General features: G+C 64.6%; 16 protein-coding genes, 1 tRNA gene and 2 pseudogenes. 10 read left to right on the top strand and 9 right to left on the bottom strand.

Annotation, left to right across the window (positions count from 1 at the left end):
- Positions 1-275: 275 nt before the first annotated feature.
- The gene (locus GJ631_RS11200) at positions 276-656 is read left to right on the top strand and encodes a secondary thiamine-phosphate synthase enzyme YjbQ (RefSeq protein ID WP_156709245.1); all 381 of its coding nucleotides are present in this window, start codon (positions 276-278) and stop codon (positions 654-656) included.
- Positions 657-707: 51 nt separating this feature from the next.
- Positions 708-2,135, top strand: coding sequence for a DASH family cryptochrome (locus GJ631_RS11205; protein WP_156709246.1), 1,428 nt, complete (start codon positions 708-710; stop codon positions 2,133-2,135).
- 61 nt (positions 2,136-2,196) lie between these two features.
- Here GJ631_RS11205 and GJ631_RS19010 read toward each other — a convergent pair whose 3' ends face one another.
- Positions 2,197-2,577: a hypothetical protein gene (locus GJ631_RS19010; RefSeq protein WP_231753959.1), complete on the bottom strand. Its 381-nt coding sequence runs from the start codon at positions 2,575-2,577 to the stop codon at positions 2,197-2,199.
- A gap of 28 nt (positions 2,578-2,605) precedes the next feature.
- Between GJ631_RS19010 and GJ631_RS19015 the strand changes: the two genes are divergently transcribed.
- On the top strand, positions 2,606-2,902 hold the full coding sequence (locus tag GJ631_RS19015) for a helix-turn-helix domain-containing protein (protein WP_231753960.1): 297 nt from the start codon (positions 2,606-2,608) through the stop codon (positions 2,900-2,902).
- 184 nt (positions 2,903-3,086) lie between these two features.
- Here the strand turns inward: GJ631_RS19015 and GJ631_RS11215 are convergent, their stop codons facing one another.
- Positions 3,087-4,784, bottom strand: coding sequence for an acyl-CoA carboxylase subunit beta (locus tag GJ631_RS11215; RefSeq protein ID WP_156709247.1), 1,698 nt, complete (start codon positions 4,782-4,784; stop codon positions 3,087-3,089).
- Between the two features lie 183 nt (positions 4,785-4,967).
- Between GJ631_RS11215 and GJ631_RS11220 the strand changes: the two genes are divergently transcribed.
- Positions 4,968-6,137 carry an acyl-CoA dehydrogenase family protein gene (locus tag GJ631_RS11220; protein ID WP_156709248.1) on the top strand — a complete coding sequence of 390 codons (1,170 nt, stop codon included), beginning with the start codon at positions 4,968-4,970 and terminating at the stop codon, positions 6,135-6,137.
- A 71-nt stretch (positions 6,138-6,208) separates the two neighbouring features.
- Positions 6,209-6,418 (top strand): hypothetical protein, encoded by a 210-nt coding sequence (locus GJ631_RS11225; RefSeq protein WP_156709249.1) that lies wholly within the window; start codon positions 6,209-6,211, stop codon positions 6,416-6,418.
- A 10-nt stretch (positions 6,419-6,428) separates the two neighbouring features.
- Here GJ631_RS11225 and GJ631_RS11230 read toward each other — a convergent pair whose 3' ends face one another.
- The gene (locus tag GJ631_RS11230; protein ID WP_156709250.1) at positions 6,429-6,722 is read right to left on the bottom strand and encodes a hypothetical protein; all 294 of its coding nucleotides are present in this window, start codon (positions 6,720-6,722) and stop codon (positions 6,429-6,431) included.
- 80 nt (positions 6,723-6,802) lie between these two features.
- On the opposite strand from GJ631_RS11230, the gene GJ631_RS11235 reads away from it, so the two are divergent.
- On the top strand, positions 6,803-7,657 hold the full coding sequence (locus tag GJ631_RS11235) for a translation initiation factor eIF-2B (protein ID WP_156709251.1): 855 nt from the start codon (positions 6,803-6,805) through the stop codon (positions 7,655-7,657).
- A 341-nt stretch (positions 7,658-7,998) separates the two neighbouring features.
- Here GJ631_RS11235 and GJ631_RS11245 read toward each other — a convergent pair whose 3' ends face one another.
- Together GJ631_RS11245 and GJ631_RS11250 are read right to left on the bottom strand one after the other, a co-directional pair.
- Positions 7,999-10,266: a CDC48 family AAA ATPase gene (locus GJ631_RS11245; protein ID WP_156709252.1), complete on the bottom strand. Its 2,268-nt coding sequence runs from the start codon at positions 10,264-10,266 to the stop codon at positions 7,999-8,001.
- Positions 10,267-10,269: 3 nt separating this feature from the next.
- A complete protein-coding gene (locus tag GJ631_RS11250) occupies positions 10,270-10,506 on the bottom strand; it encodes a hypothetical protein (RefSeq protein ID WP_156709253.1) in 237 nt (78 codons plus the stop codon).
- 178 nt (positions 10,507-10,684) lie between these two features.
- Between GJ631_RS11250 and GJ631_RS11255 the strand changes: the two genes are divergently transcribed.
- Entirely contained in the window at positions 10,685-11,446 is a 762-nt protein-coding gene (locus GJ631_RS11255; protein ID WP_156709254.1) for an alpha/beta fold hydrolase, read from the top strand.
- Here GJ631_RS11255 and GJ631_RS11260 read toward each other — a convergent pair.
- The 3 genes and pseudogenes from GJ631_RS11260 to GJ631_RS11270 form a co-directional block, all read right to left on the bottom strand.
- Complete coding sequence (locus GJ631_RS11260) at positions 11,438-12,430, bottom strand: hypothetical protein (protein ID WP_156709255.1); 993 nt, start codon at positions 12,428-12,430, stop codon at positions 11,438-11,440. The two genes, GJ631_RS11255 and GJ631_RS11260, sit on opposite strands and share 9 nt — an antisense overlap.
- A pseudogene (gene priS / locus GJ631_RS11265) lies at positions 12,427-13,612 on the bottom strand (DNA primase small subunit PriS). Before priS ends, GJ631_RS11260 begins: the two are co-directional and overlap by 4 nt.
- Before the next feature lie 40 nt (positions 13,613-13,652).
- Positions 13,653-14,142: pseudogene (locus tag GJ631_RS11270) on the bottom strand (GNAT family N-acetyltransferase).
- 118 nt (positions 14,143-14,260) lie between these two features.
- On the opposite strand from GJ631_RS11270, the gene GJ631_RS11275 reads away from it, so the two are divergent.
- The 3 genes from GJ631_RS11275 (at position 14,261) to GJ631_RS11285 (ending at position 15,789) form a co-directional block, all read left to right on the top strand.
- A complete protein-coding gene (locus GJ631_RS11275) occupies positions 14,261-15,172 on the top strand; it encodes a DUF502 domain-containing protein (protein WP_197424996.1) in 912 nt (303 codons plus the stop codon).
- Positions 15,169-15,579, top strand: a complete 411-nt coding sequence (locus GJ631_RS11280; RefSeq protein WP_156709257.1) for an archease — start codon at positions 15,169-15,171, stop codon at positions 15,577-15,579. The genes GJ631_RS11275 and GJ631_RS11280 overlap by 4 nt, the downstream gene beginning before the upstream one ends.
- 101 nt (positions 15,580-15,680) lie before the next feature.
- Positions 15,681-15,789: transfer RNA gene (locus tag GJ631_RS11285), tRNA-Glu, on the top strand.
- Positions 15,790-15,803: 14 nt separating this feature from the next.
- On the opposite strand, the gene GJ631_RS11290 is transcribed toward GJ631_RS11285, so the two are convergent.
- Positions 15,804-16,469 (bottom strand): hypothetical protein, encoded by a 666-nt coding sequence (locus tag GJ631_RS11290; protein ID WP_156709258.1) that lies wholly within the window; start codon positions 16,467-16,469, stop codon positions 15,804-15,806.
- Positions 16,470-16,509 lie beyond the last annotated feature (40 nt).

Consider the following 16,509-nt stretch of genomic DNA (forward strand, 5'->3'; position numbering starts at 1 on the left):
ACGACAGCAAGCGCGTGGCTCTGCGGGACCGCGTCCGCGAAATCGAGGTGTACATGGAGGTCGTTCCGCAGTACGGCCTGTCGTGGGGGGGAGTTCTACTTCGGACTCGGATTGCTCGGCCTGCTCACCACGATTGCGGTTCTCGTCGGCGTCCCGGCCATCTCGGAAGTCGGGATGACCGTGGTTTCCGGCGTCTTCTTCGTCGGGTTGATGGCGGCCTCGGCGTATCACGTGTACAGTCAGCAGGACCGCGTCATCTTCCAGCGACTCCGAGGATGACGACGTTCACCGTCGACACCGACCGTCGCCTTCATGTCCTCGACATTACGGACCGCGTCGAGGCCGCCGTCCCCGAGGACGCCAACGGTACGGTGACCGTGTTCGTCCGACATACGACCGCCGGCATTGCCGTCAACGAGGCCGAATCGAGACTGCTGGGTGATTTCGAGGCGTTCCTCGCCGACGCCGTCGACGACGACGGCTGGGACCACGACCAACTGGACGGCAACGCCGATTCACACCTCCGGGCGCTTCTGGTCGGCGCCTCCGAGACCCTCCCGGTCAGCGACGGCACGCTGGACCTCGGGACGTGGCAGTCGGTGTTGCTCGTCGAGTGTGACGGCCCGCGCTCGCGAACGGTCGACGTCCGAGTGTGAGCGGGTTTCCGGCTTCCGCCGACTTTTGCGCCGAGACGTCCAATGGTGGGTATGGACACCGCCGTCGTTTGGTTCCGCGACGACCTCCGCGTGACCGACAACCCGACGCTTTCCGACGCCGTCTCGACCGCCGACCAGGTGGTGCCCGTCTACACGTTCGACCCCCAATGGCGCGGCCGGACGCGATACGGGCCACCGAAGATGGCACCCCATCGCGGTCGCTTTCGACAGGAAGCGGTCGCCGATTTGCGGGCCTCGCTTCGTGACCGCGGCGGCGAGTTAGTTGTCCGAAAGGGGTCGGCGGAGACGGTCGTCCCCGAGTTCGCCGAGGCGGTGGGGGCGGCGGCCGTCTACGCACAGACGAAGCCCGCGACCGAAGAGCGAGCAGTCGAGGAAGCCGTCGGGAAAGCCCTCGCAGAGCGAGACATCGACCTCGAACGACGGTGGACGCACACGCTGTACCATCCCGATGCGTTGCCGACGCCGCCCGAGGACATCGACGACACGTTCACGCCGTGGCGACAGTCCGTCGAGGGAGCCATCGAACCGGACCCCCCGCGGGCGGCGCCCGACTCGGTTGCCGTCCCCGAGAGCGTCGACCCGGGTGCCCTACCGGGACTGGACGACCTCGGAATCGAACACCCGACCGACGACGGCCGAGCAGTGTTGCGGTTCGAGGGCGGCGAGACGGCCGGGAAACGGCGCGTCGAATCGTACCTCTGGGACGGTGACCACCTCCGGGAGTACAAGGAGACCCGAAACGGCCTGCTGGGGGCGAACTACTCCTCGAAGCTCTCGCCGTGGTTGGCAGCTGGGTGTCTCTCGCCGCGGTGGATTCACCGCGAAGTCCAACGCTACGAGGACGAACGCGTCGAAAACGAGGACACCTACTGGCTCGTCTTCGAGTTGCTGTGGCGGGACTTCTTTCAGTTCCAGTTCCGGAAGTACGGCGCCCGGTTCTTCACTCCGGGCGGGATTCGCGGCGTCGACACCGACTGGAACCACGACCGCTCAGCCTTTCGACAGTGGGCCGACGGCCGGACGGGTGTCCCCTTCGTCGACGCGAACATGCGGGAGTTGAACCGGACCGGCTACATGTCGAACCGTGGCCGACAGAACGTCGCGTCGTTTCTCGTCAACGCCCTCGGCATCGACTGGCGGTGGGGTGCGGCGTACTTCGAGTCACGACTGGTCGACTACGACGTGGCCTCCAACTGGGGAAACTGGGCGTATCAAGCCGGCGTCGGCAACGACTCACGGAACAATCACTTCGACGTCCTCTCACAGGGGGAGTACTACGACCCCGACGCCACCTACATCGGGACGTGGCTTCCGGAGCTGGCGTCGCTCCCGTCGGAGTACGCACATCGTCCGTGGCGGCTCTGCCCGGAAGAACAGGCCGACTTCGGCGTCGAGTTAGGCATCGATTATCCCCAATCGATGCTCGATATAGAGGCCCGGTACCGGGAGTTGGAATGAGAAGCGAGCCGTCGATTTCGGGGGGTTTCGATACACTCGAAACGTGGACCAGCCGAAAGGTCTAAACCCGCAAAACCGGTTTAATAGGCTGACAGGCCCCCGCCAGCCGACTATGCGATACTTCGATTTCACGTTGACCCCGGAGGACGGCGCGATTCATCCCGTAGACCGGGCTATCGCGGAGACGGGGGCAATCTCCCGAATCTCGCTCATGCACATCGACGCCCTCGGCGACGGGACGGGCGTGTTGCTCTACCGACTCGAGGGCAACTCCGAGATACTGGTTCCCGACATCGGTGACCATCCCGACGTGATTTCCTACGACCTCCTCGACGCCGACGACGAGGAGTTTCACCTGTATCTCCACATCGAGCCCGGGAACCCTGCCGGGGCGTTGATGATGCTCGCCGAGAAGTACGCGCTGATGATAGACACCCCCCATCGATTTCACTCGGCGCGGAGCCCTCCGGTTGACCGTCATCGGCGCCCACGACATGGTGAAAGGGGCAATCGAGGAGCTCCCCGAGGACATCTCGGTCAACATCGAGCAGGTCGGCTCCTACACGCCGGACCGACAGGACACGCTCTCGGAACTCACCGAGCGACAACTGGAGGTGTTCCGGAAGGCCGTCGAGTTGGGGTACTACGAGATTCCGCGCAAGGCGACCCACGAGGACATCGCCGAGCGACTGGAGTGTGCGCCCTCGACGGTCGACGAACATCTCCGGAAGGCCGAGTCGCGGGTGCTTCGGACGCTGGTGGGGTAGCGGGCCACAACAAACAGACGGGAGTAATCGGTTAGCATCCGCGAGCGCCGAAGGCGCGAGCGGTTCTCCGCGCCGAGCGACAGCGAGGCGCGGGACCGAGGCCCGACCAAAGGGAGGGCCGACGTGTCTTTTTCATCGAAGTTTTTGCCGGGTCGGCGAAGCCGACCCGTGCAAAAAGTTCGGGTTAGAAGAAAACCGTCCCGTGATGCCGGGGTCGGTCGTCGCGCTGTTTGGTCTTGTAGGTGTCGAGACGAACTTCGAGTTGCTCCCGGAGGTCGCCGGCGGGAATCAGCTCGTCGACCTGCATCTTGCCGGCCTGCTTTTTGATGTCGATGTACTTGTCGAACTCCTGTTTAGCGGATTCGATGAAGGCGTCCTTCGTCTCGCCGTCCATGTCCTCGATTTGTCCGCCGAACAGCGCGTGGACGGCGGCATCGGGCCCCATCACCGAGATTTCGGCGGAGGGCAGCGCCAGCGTCGCGTCGGGACCGAACGAGGGGCCGGCCATCGCGTAGATGCCGGCGCCGTAGGCCTTCCGGGTGATGACACAGAACTTCGGCACCTGGGCGTTGGAGGTGGCGTAGATGAACTTCCGGCCGCGCCGGAGGACGCCCTCCTTTTCGACTTGGGAGCCAATCATGAACCCGGGCGTGTCACAGAGGTACACGAGCGGGATGTTGTATGCGTCACACGTCCAGACGAAGCCGGCGCCCTTGTCGGCGGAATCCGGGAAGATGGCCCCGGAGATGTGGTCGGGTTGGTTGGCGACGATGCCGACGACTTGGCCGTCGATGCGTCCGAGGCCGGTGACGAGTTCGGGGGCGAAATCCGGCTTCATCTCGATGAACGAATCCCGGTCGACGACGCGGTCGATGACCTCCATCACGTCGTAGGCCTTGTTCGGCTCTTCGGGGATGATGTCGTCGAGGCTGTAGGGGTTCTTCTTCGGCGGTTTCGGCGTCTCTTCGGGCGGCGATTCGGAGTAGTTCTGCGGGAGGAATCGGAGGACATCGCGGGCCTTTTCGGCTGCGGTTTCCTCGTCGGGGACGACGAGGTCGGCGCTGCCGGAGTGTTGGGCGTGGACCTGCGGGCCGCCCAACTGCTGCATGTCGGTCTTCTCGCCGGTCATCGCCTCGACGATGCGGGGCGAGGCGATGGCCATGCCGGCGATGTCCTCGACCATGATGAGGTAATCACAGAAGACGGGCGTGTAGGCGGAACCGGCCACGTCCGGGCCGTAGAGAACGCCGATTTGTGGGATTTCGCCGGACATCCGACACTGGTTGTAGAACATCTTCCCGCCCCGGTAGCGGTCCATGTGGGTGTCGCCGGGTTCCCGCTCTTCGGCGTTGAGGCGTGCGCCCGTCGAGTCGACGAGCCGCAACATCGGGATACCGAGGTCCAGCGCCCGCTCCTGGATTCGGATGACCTTCTCGACGCCCATCTGGCCGAGCGAGCCGGCTTTGACGGTGTAGTCGTTGGCGGTGAAGGCGACCTTTCGGCCGTCGATGGTGCCGACACCCGTGATGAGGCCGTCTGCGGGGAGTTCGTCGTCGTCGCCGTGGCGGGCGAAGGAACCGTCCTCGTATTCGATATCGTCGAAAATCATGTCGAGGCGGTCCCGGACGAACACCTTGCCGAGGTCCTCGATTTTGTCGAAACCGCGCTCGGGGCCGCCGGACATAATCGACTCGATGTCCTCCCGGATGGCCTCCTCGCGTTCGGTGACGACGGCGCCCTCCTCGCTCCAGTTCTCGCCGGCCTCGGCGAGGGTTCCGTCGTTGCCGACCAACTCGACGCCACGGCCCAGGTGTTCGGAGACGGCCGTCGCGATTGCCTGTGCGATTTCCTCGTCGGTGTCGTTGTCGATTTTGATTTCCATGGTGTCCTCGGAAACTCACCGAATGTTTAGAGTTTCCAGCGTGTGCGTATGCCGTGATATACCAACGCGAGGTAAAAACATTGTGGGTACACGAGTCAGCCAAGCGGTAAGTTCCCGCCGGCCGATGGACGGGCCTCTCAAAGGCGGCAGAAATCCTAAGTATGGTAACTGGGTACGAAGCGCATGGCACTCGGAGAATCCGAACTCCACGACCTGATTCGAGAGTCGGTTCGCGGCATCGCGGACGACTTCGGCCGGGAGTACTGGCAACAGCACATCGACGACAAGGAGTTCCCCGAGGAGTACTGGCAGGCGCTGGCAGACGACGGCTGGCTCGGCGTCACCATCCCCGAAGAGTACGGCGGCGAGGGACTCGGGATGTTGGAGATGTCCATCATCATCGAGGAGTTATCTCGGGGCGGCGGCCAGGGTGGCATCATCTTCGTACTCACGCCCGTCTTCGGCGGTATCGGCATCCAGCGCCACGGAAACGAGGAGCAGAAACAGGAGTACCTGCCGAAAATCGCCGACGGCGAGATGAAGTTCTGTATGGCGCTGACGGAACCCGAGGCGGGGACGAACACCCTCAATATCTCGACGTACGCCGAGCGGGACGGCGACGGCGAGTTCCGCGTCGACGGACAGAAGACGTTCATCAGCGGCGTGGAGAACGCCGACACGATGCTGCTCGTCGCCCGCACCTCCGAGTTCGACAAATCGAATCCGACTCACGGCGTAACGCTGTTTCTCGTCGACAACCCCGCCGAGCGCGACGGCATCTCGCTTTCGGAACTCGACACGACAGTCCCGTGGTTCGAGCGGCAGTATCAGGTGCAGTTCGACGACCTCCGCGTGAGCGAAGACGACATCCTCGGCACGGAGGACGGCGGCCTCTATCTGCTGTGGGACACCCTCAACACGGAACGACTCGGCGGTGCAGCGTCGGCGCTCGGCGGCGGTCTGCGGGCGGTCGACCTCGCCGTCGAGTACACACAGGACCGCGAAGTCTTCGGCCAACCCATCGGCGCCCACCAGGGCATCCAACACCCCATCGCCGAGTCCTACGCGAAACTGATGGCCGCCCGCGAAATCCTCTATAAGGGCGCCAAGAAGTGGGACGACGACGAGGACTGCGGACTCGAGGCCAACGTCGCCAAACTGCTCACCTCCCGGGCCGGCACCGAGGCCGCCGACCGCGCCATCCAAGCCCACGGTGGCAACGGTTTCACCCGCGAGTACGAGGTGTACGACATCTGGCAGAACCTCCGGCTCACCCAGACCGCACCGGTCTCCAACGAAATGGTGTTGAACTTCATCGGCGAACACCAACTCGGGATGCCACGCAGTTACTGACCGCCGCAGTCGCTTCCCGCTGTGCCGGCCGGACCGCATCTTTATGAAACCGCCGACTGAAGTTCCGGGGTATGCGAAAACGGATTAAACGAATACTGAGCCGCGCTCGATACGCAGCCATCGGCGGTGCAATCGGCGCGGGTATCGGTGGGTTAATCAGCCGGAACGCGGCGAGTACCGGCGGCGCTATCGGCGGACTCGTGGGTGCCACGCTGGGCGAGACGAGCGTCTCCGCTCGCTCGGCTATCGACGAGGTCAAACACCGCCGCGACGACGACTGACTGCTCGAAACTATCGCAGGAAGTCGAACCGCACCTCGTCGGCGGGAACGCGGGGGTCGATTTCTTCGCCGTTTTCGAACTTCACGAAACTGAGGTAGTAGGGTTCGCCACAGCCCTCCCCGTCGGTTTCCTCGGCGCCACAGACGATGACGACTCCTTCTCCGTCCTCGAAATCCTCGTAGGCATCCTCGTAGGTCCATCCCTCCAGGGGCTCGGCAGTGACGCATTTGTCCTCGAGGTAGGCGTCGCGTTCGAGTTCGGCGACAGCCCCACACCGCGGGCAGTAATACGAGACGTCGACCATACCGCCTGTAGGGGCCGAACCGCCATAGGGCCGTCGGACGGTCCCGAAGGCCTATGGGCTCGCCGCACGACGGTACCGGCATGATAGACGAGACCGCAGACGAGATTCGGGAGATGCAGACCCACTCCTCGTCGACCGTCGCCATCAAGGCCGCCGAGGCGTTGCGGGAACTCCTCGACCGCGAATACGCGACCGTCGAGGAGTACGTCCGTTCGCTGGACCGCAACAGCAGCGCCCTCCGGCGCGCCCAACCCTCCCACGCGTCGCTGCACAGCACCCAACGCGAAATCGTCGCCCGCGTCGAGGACGGCGACCCCGACACCGTCGAGGAGGCGAAGGACCTCACCGAGTCGGCCATCGAGGCCGTCGTCGACGACGTGGAGACGGCGAAACACGAGGCTGCCCGACACGCCGTCGAACTGCTCCCCGACGGGTCGACGGTGTTGACGCACGACTACTCCTCGACGGTGCTGGAGGCCATCGAACTCGCGGCCCAGGAGGGCCACCACATCGAGGTGTACGTCACCGAAGCCCGACCCCGATTCCTCGGCCGGAAGACCGCTCGGACGCTGGCGAGTATCGACCGCGTCGACGCGACGCTCATTGTCGACAGCGCCGCCGGCCACTACCTCGACGAGTGTGACCGGGTCGTGTTGGGGATGTCCTGTATCGTCGACGACACGCTGTACAACCGCGTCGGGACGTTCCCCATCGCCGCGACTGCGGCGGAGTTGGCCGTCCCCGTCTCGGTGTTCGGCGCGAGCGCAAAGCTCATCGACGAGGGGTTCGCCTTCGAGAACGACTTCCGCTCTCCGAGCGAAGTGATGCGAGAACCGGCGGAGGGGTTCGATATCGAAAATCCGGCGTACGACGCGACGCCGACGCACCTCCTAGAGAACGTCGTGACGGACGACGGAATTCACAAACCCGAGTAACGGCCGGACTACAGCGAAGGAGCGCCACGTGGAGTGTGCCGCCGAGGGTTCGAACTGCGGCTGGCTCAAAACCACGTCGCCACACTCCGGACATTCGGTGACCGTGCGGTCACCGTCGGTACCGTGACGGTGTCGGACCGACCACTCGCCGTCGATTGGCGCCTCGTGGCCGCACGCCGGACAGAACAGGAGCGTCTTCCTGTCCGCCGGTGTGTCGGCGCATCGTCCTGTGGTGGTCATCGCCCCGGTCTAGGCCGTCAGGAGATAAACCCTTTGTGCCTCAGATGCCACCATACACCACCAATTGGTATTCAAAGAAACAAAATGGAATAGAACGGTAGTTACTGGAACGTCCGGCTAATTTCGGGCTCGTCAGGTTCGCTGCCGTGGGTGAACTTCTCTTCGAGTTCCTCGTAGCGCTCCCGGACGTCCTCGTCGACGCTGGCACCGACTTCTTCGAGTGCCTGCTCGAAGTGCTCGCGAGTCACGCGGACGTTCTCGACGCTGGTCGCAGCCTCCTCGGGGGAGACGCTGTTGACGAACTCCCGGGTTGCGGCCATGGCGGCCTCCCGGCAGAGCGCCTCGATATCGGCGCCGACGTAGCCGTCGGTTTCGGCGGCCAGTTCGTCGAGGTCGACGTCGTCGGCCAGCGGCTTGTTGCGCGTGTGGACCTCGAAGATGGCCTTCCGTGCGTCCGTATCGGGGACCGGCACGTGGACGTGTCGGTCCAGTCGACCGGGGCGCAACAGTGCCGAGTCGATGAGGTCCGGCCGGTTCGTCGTCGCGATGACGACCACGTCCTCGAGCTGTTCGAGGCCGTCCAACTCGGTCAGCAGCTGGGAGACGACCCGTTCGCCGACACCGGAGTCGCCCATGCGGGCGCCGCGTTCGCCGGCGATGGAGTCGATTTCGTCGAAGAAGACGACGGTCGGCGCGTTCGACCGCGCCTTCTCGAACACCTCCCGGACGCCCTTCTCGGACTCGCCGACGTACTTGTTGAGCAGCTCGGGACCTTTGATGGAGATGAAGTTCGACTGGGCCTCGTTGGCGATGGCCTTCGCCATCAGGGTCTTCCCGGTGCCGGGCGGGCCGTACAGCAGGACGCCCTTGGCGGCCTGCATGTCCATCTGCTCGAACACCTCGGGGTACTCCAGCGGCCACTGGATGGTCTCACGGAGGCGCTCTTTGGTGTCTTCGAGTCCGCCGACGGAGTCCCACGTGGTGTCGGGGACTTCGACGAACACCTCCCGCATCGCACTCGGCGTCACGTCCTTGAGGGCGCCCTTGAAGTCGCCCTCCGTAACCTGCATCGCCTCGAGTATCTCGGCGTCGATTTCGTCGGCTTCGAGGTCGAGTTCGGGCCGGATACGTCGCAGGGCGTTCATCGCGGCCTCCTTCGTCAGGCTCTCGATGTCGGCGCCGACGAACCCGTGGGTGTTCTCGGCGTAACGGTCGAGGTCGATGCCGTCGACCAGGGGCATCCCGCGGGTGTGGACCTGCAGGATTTCCTTGCGGCCCTCCTTGTCCGGGACGCCGATTTCGATTTCGCGGTCGAAGCGACCGCCCCGGCGCAATGCGGGGTCGAGTGCGTCGACGCGGTTGGTCGCACCGATGACGATGACGTCGCCACGCTCGTCGAGGCCGTCCATCAGGCTGAGCAGTTGGGCGACGACACGGCGCTCGACGTCGCCGCTGGTCTCGCCGCGCTTCGGCGCGATGGAGTCGAGTTCGTCGATAAAGACGATGGCCGGGGCGTTCTCGGAGGCCTCCTCGAACACCTCACGGAGTTGCTCCTCGCTTTCCCCGTAGTACTTCGACATGATTTCGGGGCCGGAGATGTTCGTGAAGTGGGCGTCTATCTCGTTGGCGACGGCCTTCGCCATCAGCGTCTTCCCGGTCCCCGGCGGGCCGTGTAGCAACACCCCTTTGGGCGGTTCGATGCCGAGCTGTTGGAACAGCTCCGGGTGTCGCATCGGGAGCTCTATCATCTCCCGAACCTGCTCGAGTTCGTCGTCGAGCCCACCGATGTCCTCGTATCGCACCGAGGGAGTCCCGTCGCCCCCTGCGGCCGTGCTGTCGCCGGTGTCGGCGATTTGTTCAGCGGGCTTTTCGCTCACCTGGATGTCCGTCGAATCGGTGACGACGACCGTCCCGTCGGGGTCAGTGTCGGCGATTTTCAGCGGAATGCGCTGTCCGCTCTGTGAGGACAGCGGCCCGAGACCGAGCGAGAACGGGACGTTTTGCCCCTTGGTGACGGCCTGTCCGCTGAGTTTGTCGCGGATGTGCGGGCCGATGTTCCCGCGGATGCGGAGGTTCTGCGGTAGCGCGACCGTCACCTGCTTTGCGGGGTTGACGTCGGCGGCCTCGACCGTCACGCGGTCGTCGATGCCGACGTTGGCCTCCTGTCGGAGGCGGCCGTCGATGCGGATGACGCCCTGGCCTTCGTCCTCGGGGTAGCCGGGCCACACCCGGGCGACGGCGCGGCCGTCACCCTCGATGAGGATGTAGTCACCGTTCTCGAGGCCGAGTTCGGCCATCGCCGCGCGGTCTATCGCCGCCAGTCCGCGACCGGCGTCTTTCTGTTTGAGGGGTTTGACCGTCAGTTTCATCGGTTATCGCTCCACCTCGATAGTAACGATTCCGTTGTTCATAATAGCACGGGATGCCCCCTCGGGCACTTCGTACTCGTACTGTTCGTCGTCGACGACCACGATAGCCGTCCCGTCGACGACGTCAACACCCCCTTCGACGGGGCCAAAGTCCGCGACGAGGACCGCGCCGTCGTCGTACTCGTACTGACGAACGATGCCGTCCGCGTCGCCGCGAATCGACTGCGTGTATTCAGTCATACTAACTCAGAGTTAGTTACCATAGTATTTAAACCTTTCTCTAAAAATGAGGGGACGGGGTGGTGTATTGCAGTAACAGTAGAATTGCGGTTCACATCTATCTGGGGATGGTCCTGTCCCGAGAAAGCGGCGACGAGCGGTCGTCGCGTTTATCGGGTGACGCCGTGAGAACCAACGTATGGAAACCGTCACTCACGACGGCCGGACGACAGCCTACCGCGAGACCGGCTTCGGCGACGGGCCGACGGTCTGTTACGTTCACGGCGCCGGCGGCGACCACGGCGTCTGGGTCGAACAGTACGGCGACCGCGAGGGGCCACCGGCCGTCGCCGTCGACCTCTCGGGTCACGGCGACAGCGACGACGTGACGACTGCACCGGGCATGGAGACGATAGAAGCCTATGCCGACGACGTGGTGGCCGTCTGTGAGGCGACCGACGCGTCGGTCCTCTGTGGCAACTCGATGGGCGGCGCCGTCGCGCTGTGGGTCGCCCTCGAAGGTGACCTCGACCTCGAGGGGCTCGTCCTCGCCGACACCGGCGCGAAACTCGGCGTCGACCCCGGCTTTCTCGAATCGCTCGCCCGGAACTTCGAGGCCGCCGTCGCCTCGCTGCACGTCCCCGACACCCTGTTTCACGACCCCGACGACGAACTCGTCAAGGTCTCGAAAGCCGGCCTTCTCGAATCGGGACAGGCGGTCACCGTCCGGGACTTCGAGAGCTGTGACACCTTCGACGTTCGCGACCGCCTCGACGAAATCGACGTACCCGCACTGGCGCTGTGTGGCGAACACGACCCGCTGACGCCGCCGTCGTTCCACGAGTACCTCGAAGCCGAACTTTCGGACTGCGAGTACGTCGAGATAGCCGACGCCGCACACATGCCGATGCTGGAAAAACCCGAGGCGTTCAACGAGTCGGTTCGCTCGTTCCTACTCTAACGGCTTTGCGGCACCGTTGTCGACGAGCGCCTCGGCGGTCCCCTCCGGGAGGGTGACAACGTCTTCGGAACCGAGGTCGTAATCACGGTTGTCGGTGCCGACCATCTCGCCGACATCCGCCGTGATTCGGACCGTCGTTCGCGGGATGCCTGGGATGTCGGTGCGACCCGAGTCATTACTCGAAGACTGTGAGTCATCCGCCCCTGCGGCGTCCTTCGGTCGTCGGTCGCCCTCGGACTCGGATGGACGGGACTCCGAGGAGGTTGCCGGCGGTTCGGGGTCGGGGTGGACCTCGGTCGTTTGTGACGAATCCGAGACGAGCGGGTCCTCCGAGAGGGACTCGGGGTCGGCCGCCGGTTCGTTTTCGGCGTCGGTCGAGGGCGCCGTCTCGGCGGCTTCCTCCGGGGCGTCGCTCGGACCGCTCCCCATCAACTCCGCCGCGCTGACGCCGTCGGTGTCGGACGCCGTCGAGGGGGTCGGTGACGGCTCTTCACCGGTGTCGAGAGAGCCTGAGTCGGCCACCGAACCGCCCCGAGCGGGGTCTGTCGGCGCCGTCTCGGAGGCGTCGTCGTCTATCGAACACGACACTGAGGGGGCGTCGCCGTCCAACACCGACAGGACGGATTCGCGGTTGTCCTCGATGCGGGCGACGAGGTCGTCGAACAGTGCCTCCTCCTCGTCGGTAAGGCCGTCGTCGTCGACCGGCATGCCGGCGGCGGCGATGGATGCTTTCTTGACTACCTTGCCGACACGGCGTTCGTAGATGGCCTCGACAGTTCCCTCGGCAGTTTCGATGTCGTCGGAGAGCCGTCGGACCTCCGACGACGAGAAGGGGTCCTCGGCTTGCTCGACCTTCCGCGCGCGCTCCTCGGTGAGTTCGTGGATGTACTCGCCGACCTCCCGATAGAACGACGAGCGCAGGTGCTGGAGGTCGCTGGATTGGCGCTCGCGGGCCTGTACCGATTGGAGTTCGTCGAGATTCATTCTGCGGCTTTGGTGGCGTGGCCGCGAGCCATCGCGAACACGCCGACGTACTCTGGCATCGAATGCACTCCCTCCGAGAGCCTAAAGCTTTCCCCCCCCGAGTCGAATCGTCGTCTCCTCGCGGACGTACACCGAGATGTCGTTCCCGACGAACGTCTCCGGGACGGCGTCGACGAGCGGATCGAAGGAATCGAGTTCGTCCCGCGGGATGTGTTGGACTTCGAGGCCGCTCCCGCCGTGGAGGCTGCCCGGCAGGCGGATGAGTCGGTTGATGTCCGTCGTCACCGGTTCGTCGATTGGTGCGGTCTGCTGTTCGAGTACGCGGGTCAACAGCGTCTCGGCAATCGTCTTGAGCGCGTTGTGAACGTCGATGTTCCCCGCCTCGATGGCGTCGCGCTGTTTCCGAATCGCTCCGAGCATCGTGGTCGCTTTCCCCTCGCCGATGCGGTCGAAGGCCGTAAGCCGCTCCATCGCCTCGTCGTCGCTCAGTCCGTCGAGTTCCTCGACGAACGCGTTCAGTTCGGTCTGGAGCCGCCGGCCCCACCCGCCGTCGTTCTGAAGCGTCCGTTTGTCCGCCGGCGTCTTCCTGCCGGAACTACCGGAGACCTTCTCCGTCTCGATGAGCGCCTCGATGTCGACGCCCTCCCCGAGGACGTAATCGACGATTTCCCGGCGGGCGCTGCGGCTCAACTCCAAGACGCCGGGGTCGCGGACGTGGACGTGATAGCCGCGGCCCCCGGAGAAGACGACTGTCAGGTCATCGAAGGCGAAGTCCTGTTCCAGTAAATCCAGCAGTCTGAGCAGCGCTTCCTTACACTCCGCGAGCATCTCGGCGTAGCTGTCGGCTTCGGGGTCGACGCCCGGGAGGTGGTCGGCGTCGAGGTCGAAGACGAGGTCCGACCCGCGCCAGCCCTTCTTCCCCATGCTGGATGCACCGGGGTCGTCGTACCGGCCGGCCGAGAAGTAGACGTGACGCGGGCGCTCGCCCGCGAGGAAGTCCCCCAAATCGCCGCCGCCGACCAGGTCCAGATGCGAGTGATGCCGAACCATCGTGGTCCCGCCCGAACTCCACGTGATGTACCCCCACTCCCGTTCGTTGGCCGCCGGGGGCGGGGAGATGTCGCTCCGACGGTAGTGGTCGCCGAAGCGACCCTTCAGGTACTCACGGGTGCGACCGTCCATGGCGTCGGCTTCGAGAGAGGTGCGAAAAAGCGTTGCCCTCTCAACCGCCGCGGACGAACTTGGATATCTTCGAGGCGAGGCCGCCCTCCCCGAGTCGCAGGTAGTAGGCGTCGCCGTGGTCCTCGTAGTAGTTGTCGACCCGCCGTTGAATCTCGAAGCCGAGCCGTTCGTAGAAGTCCAACGCGGCGTCGTTGGACGCCCGAGCGTGACACGTCACGGAGTTGTGGTCCTCGGCGACAGCGGCGACGAGGCGGCGGCCGAACCCCCCTGCGTCGGTGTTCCGGGTCGACGGCGAGAAAGAGGATGTAGCCGTCGCGTCGGGTGGCAGCGAATCCGAGGAGGTCGTCACCGTCGTAGGCGGGTTCGACGAGCGCGTACACACGCGAGCGCTTGTAGGCGTCGGTGAAAAAGCCCCGTCGCTGTTTGAGGACGCCCTCGGCGCGGCGGATGCTCTCTTTCAGTTCCCACGCCTCCTCGACGAACGCGTCGTCACCCGTCCCGAACACCCGAATATCGACGGTGACACTCACTGACACAACGTAGGAACGGGTCGAATATAACTCCACCGCCACCGCTCGGCCGCTCCGGGTTCAAGCAGCGGCGTTCTATGCCATAAGGCTTTCAATGTGTCAACGATTTCCTTCTCCAATGCCTTCCGCGCCGGGCGACATCGAGGCCGCCGAAGAGCTCATCTCCGAGCGGTCCAACCCCAAAGACGTCCTCCGGAAGTCGTTCATCAAGGGACTGGCCATCCTCCTGCCGCTTCTCGTCACGCTGTTCGTTCTCTCGTTCGTGTTGGGGTTCGTCTTTCAACAACTGAACCCGGTCGCCACCGCCGTCGTCCAGGTGACGCCGTTTCAGAGCGAAATCGTCGTCGCGGCGTCGACGGTCGTCCTCTTTCTGTTGCTCGTCGTGGGCGTCGGCTCCGTCGCGGAGTACGGCACCGAAAACGACCGGCTCAGCGACCAGTTCAACGAGTTCATGGCTTCGATTCCCGGTCTCGGCTCCGTCTACACCAGTTTCAACGAGATGAGCGAACTCCTCCTCGATTCCGACACCGACAGTTTCCAGGACGTGAAACTGGTGGAGTACCCGGGGAAGGACTCCTATGTCGTCGCGTTCAAGACGGCCGAAACGCCGGAAGTCGTCGCCGAGGACACCGGCAACGAGGAGATGATTACGCTGTTCATGCCGATGGCGCCGAACCCCGTCATGGGCGGGTTCGTCATCCACGTCTCCACCGACCGCGTCGTCGACGTCGACCTCACTGTCGAACAGGGCATCCGCTCTATCGTCACCAGTGGCGTCGCCTTCGGCGAGGGCGACGGCGGACCGAGCGGTCTCAGCGAACAGCAGTTGCGCCAGCTCAACGCCGCCGACACCGACGGTGAGTCGCCGCTGGTCGACGACAGTAAAAGCGGCGAGGAACTACCGGAGACCGAAGAGATGACCGACACCGAATCCCGTGCCGCCGACATCGATGCGGAGGACATCGACGACCCGGTTCCCTCGACCGATATCGACGCCGACGGTGACGCCGACCCCGGCGACGACCGATGAGCTACGAACTCCGTGAACACACCGCCGACGTAGCCGTCGAAGCCACCGGCGAAGACATCGACGAGGTGTTCGTGTACGTTGCAGAGGGACTGTCCGCCGCTCACTGTGAATCCATTCCGGAGGGCGTCGGCGAACGGTTCCCCGTGGTCGCCCACGCCGAGTCGAAGGACGCCCTCCTCTTCGAGTATCTCGACGAACTCATCTACCAGCGCGACGTTCGCTCGGTGCTCCCGGCCGGCCACGAGGCCCGCGTCCACTGGAACGGCGAGTGGGTCCTAGAGGGCTCCGCCCGAGGCGTTCCCTTCGACGCAGTCGAGGCCCGGGAAATCAAAGCCGTCACCTACTCCGAGATGGAACTCGAGGAAACCGACGAGGGCTGGCGGGCCTACGTCGTCTTCGACGTATGACGCTACGGGAGGAACCGCCAGAACGCACCGTGGTGACCTTTCACAGAACCCACCGCAAAGAGCAGGATTTATACAACGGCGTCACCCAGAGTCGGGTACGCGCTCGCTTGGTGTAGCCCGGCCAATCATATCGGCCTTTCGGCCTCGGGGAGGGTTCCCCCTCCCGAGGGAGGACAGCCGATGACAGGGGTTCAAATCCCCTAGCGAGCATCCTGCTGCCGTCGTTACGTCCGTTCGAACAGCCGTACCAGTGGGTGTCGACTCCCGTAGGTCGTCACCGACCACTCGCGTTCTTCCAGTTCCTCACGAATCGCTTCCCGATGTGAGTCCCCGCAGAGGACGGCCACCCGCTCGTAGGCCTGCTGGTCCGCGACGGCGGTGATTCGGTCGGCCATATGCGAGGCGCGACCGCCGCTAGCGACTGCGACGAGAACCACCGAGAACGTGGCGTAGAGGTACGGAACCGAGAGCGCGAAGACGACGAGGACGAGGCGGTTGACGCCGGCAACAATCGCGAGAGCGAGCGCGGCGACGAGCCAGCCTCCGAGGAGATATTTCCCCCAGCGGGGAACCATCTCGTAGACGGCCGCGGTGTCGGCGTCGATGCGGTCGTGGTAGTCGACGCCTGCCGCCTCGACGGCCGCCCGCAGCGACGTTTCCCCGGCAATCCGGGCCCGCGCTCGGGCGACGACCGCCTGTACCCACATCAGCGTCACGTACCCCATGAGGAAGACGGCGTAGCCGACGGTCAGCTCCCGAACGACGAGCGTCGGTGAACGCCCTTCGACCAACACCGCGTCGTACTCCTCGAGGCCGCGCTCCAAGAGGGCGCGCTTGTCGCTCTCGGCGGCGTGGACTTCTCCCTGTACCGTCGCTTCCCGCTGTGACACGGGCACCTCTACGGACTCCGGTGGCTAAAAACTCGCGCCG

The organism is Natronomonas sp. CBA1123 (genome assembly GCF_009741925.1).
GTDB lineage: Archaea > Halobacteriota > Halobacteria > Halobacteriales > Haloarculaceae > Natronomonas.

Coding starts and splice junctions, on each gene's coding strand:
- GJ631_RS11200 (WP_156709245.1), top strand. CDS start 276: ATGACGACGTTCACCGTCGACACCGACCGTCGCCTTCATGTCCTCGAC.
- GJ631_RS11205 (WP_156709246.1), top strand. CDS start 708: ATGGACACCGCCGTCGTTTGGTTCCGCGACGACCTCCGCGTGACCGAC.
- GJ631_RS19010 (WP_231753959.1), bottom strand. CDS start 2,577: ATGGGGGGTGTCTATCATCAGCGCGTACTTCTCGGCGAGCATCATCAA.
- GJ631_RS11215 (WP_156709247.1), bottom strand. CDS start 4,784: ATGGAAATCAAAATCGACAACGACACCGACGAGGAAATCGCACAGGCA.
- GJ631_RS11220 (WP_156709248.1), top strand. CDS start 4,968: ATGGCACTCGGAGAATCCGAACTCCACGACCTGATTCGAGAGTCGGTT.
- GJ631_RS11225 (WP_156709249.1), top strand. CDS start 6,209: ATGCGAAAACGGATTAAACGAATACTGAGCCGCGCTCGATACGCAGCC.
- GJ631_RS11230 (WP_156709250.1), bottom strand. CDS start 6,722: ATGGTCGACGTCTCGTATTACTGCCCGCGGTGTGGGGCTGTCGCCGAA.
- GJ631_RS11235 (WP_156709251.1), top strand. CDS start 6,803: ATGATAGACGAGACCGCAGACGAGATTCGGGAGATGCAGACCCACTCC.
- GJ631_RS11245 (WP_156709252.1), bottom strand. CDS start 10,266: ATGAAACTGACGGTCAAACCCCTCAAACAGAAAGACGCCGGTCGCGGA.
- GJ631_RS11250 (WP_156709253.1), bottom strand. CDS start 10,506: ATGACTGAATACACGCAGTCGATTCGCGGCGACGCGGACGGCATCGTT.
- GJ631_RS11255 (WP_156709254.1), top strand. CDS start 10,685: ATGGAAACCGTCACTCACGACGGCCGGACGACAGCCTACCGCGAGACC.
- GJ631_RS11260 (WP_156709255.1), bottom strand. CDS start 12,430: ATGAATCTCGACGAACTCCAATCGGTACAGGCCCGCGAGCGCCAATCC.
- GJ631_RS11275 (WP_197424996.1), top strand. CDS start 14,261: ATGCCTTCCGCGCCGGGCGACATCGAGGCCGCCGAAGAGCTCATCTCC.
- GJ631_RS11280 (WP_156709257.1), top strand. CDS start 15,169: ATGAGCTACGAACTCCGTGAACACACCGCCGACGTAGCCGTCGAAGCC.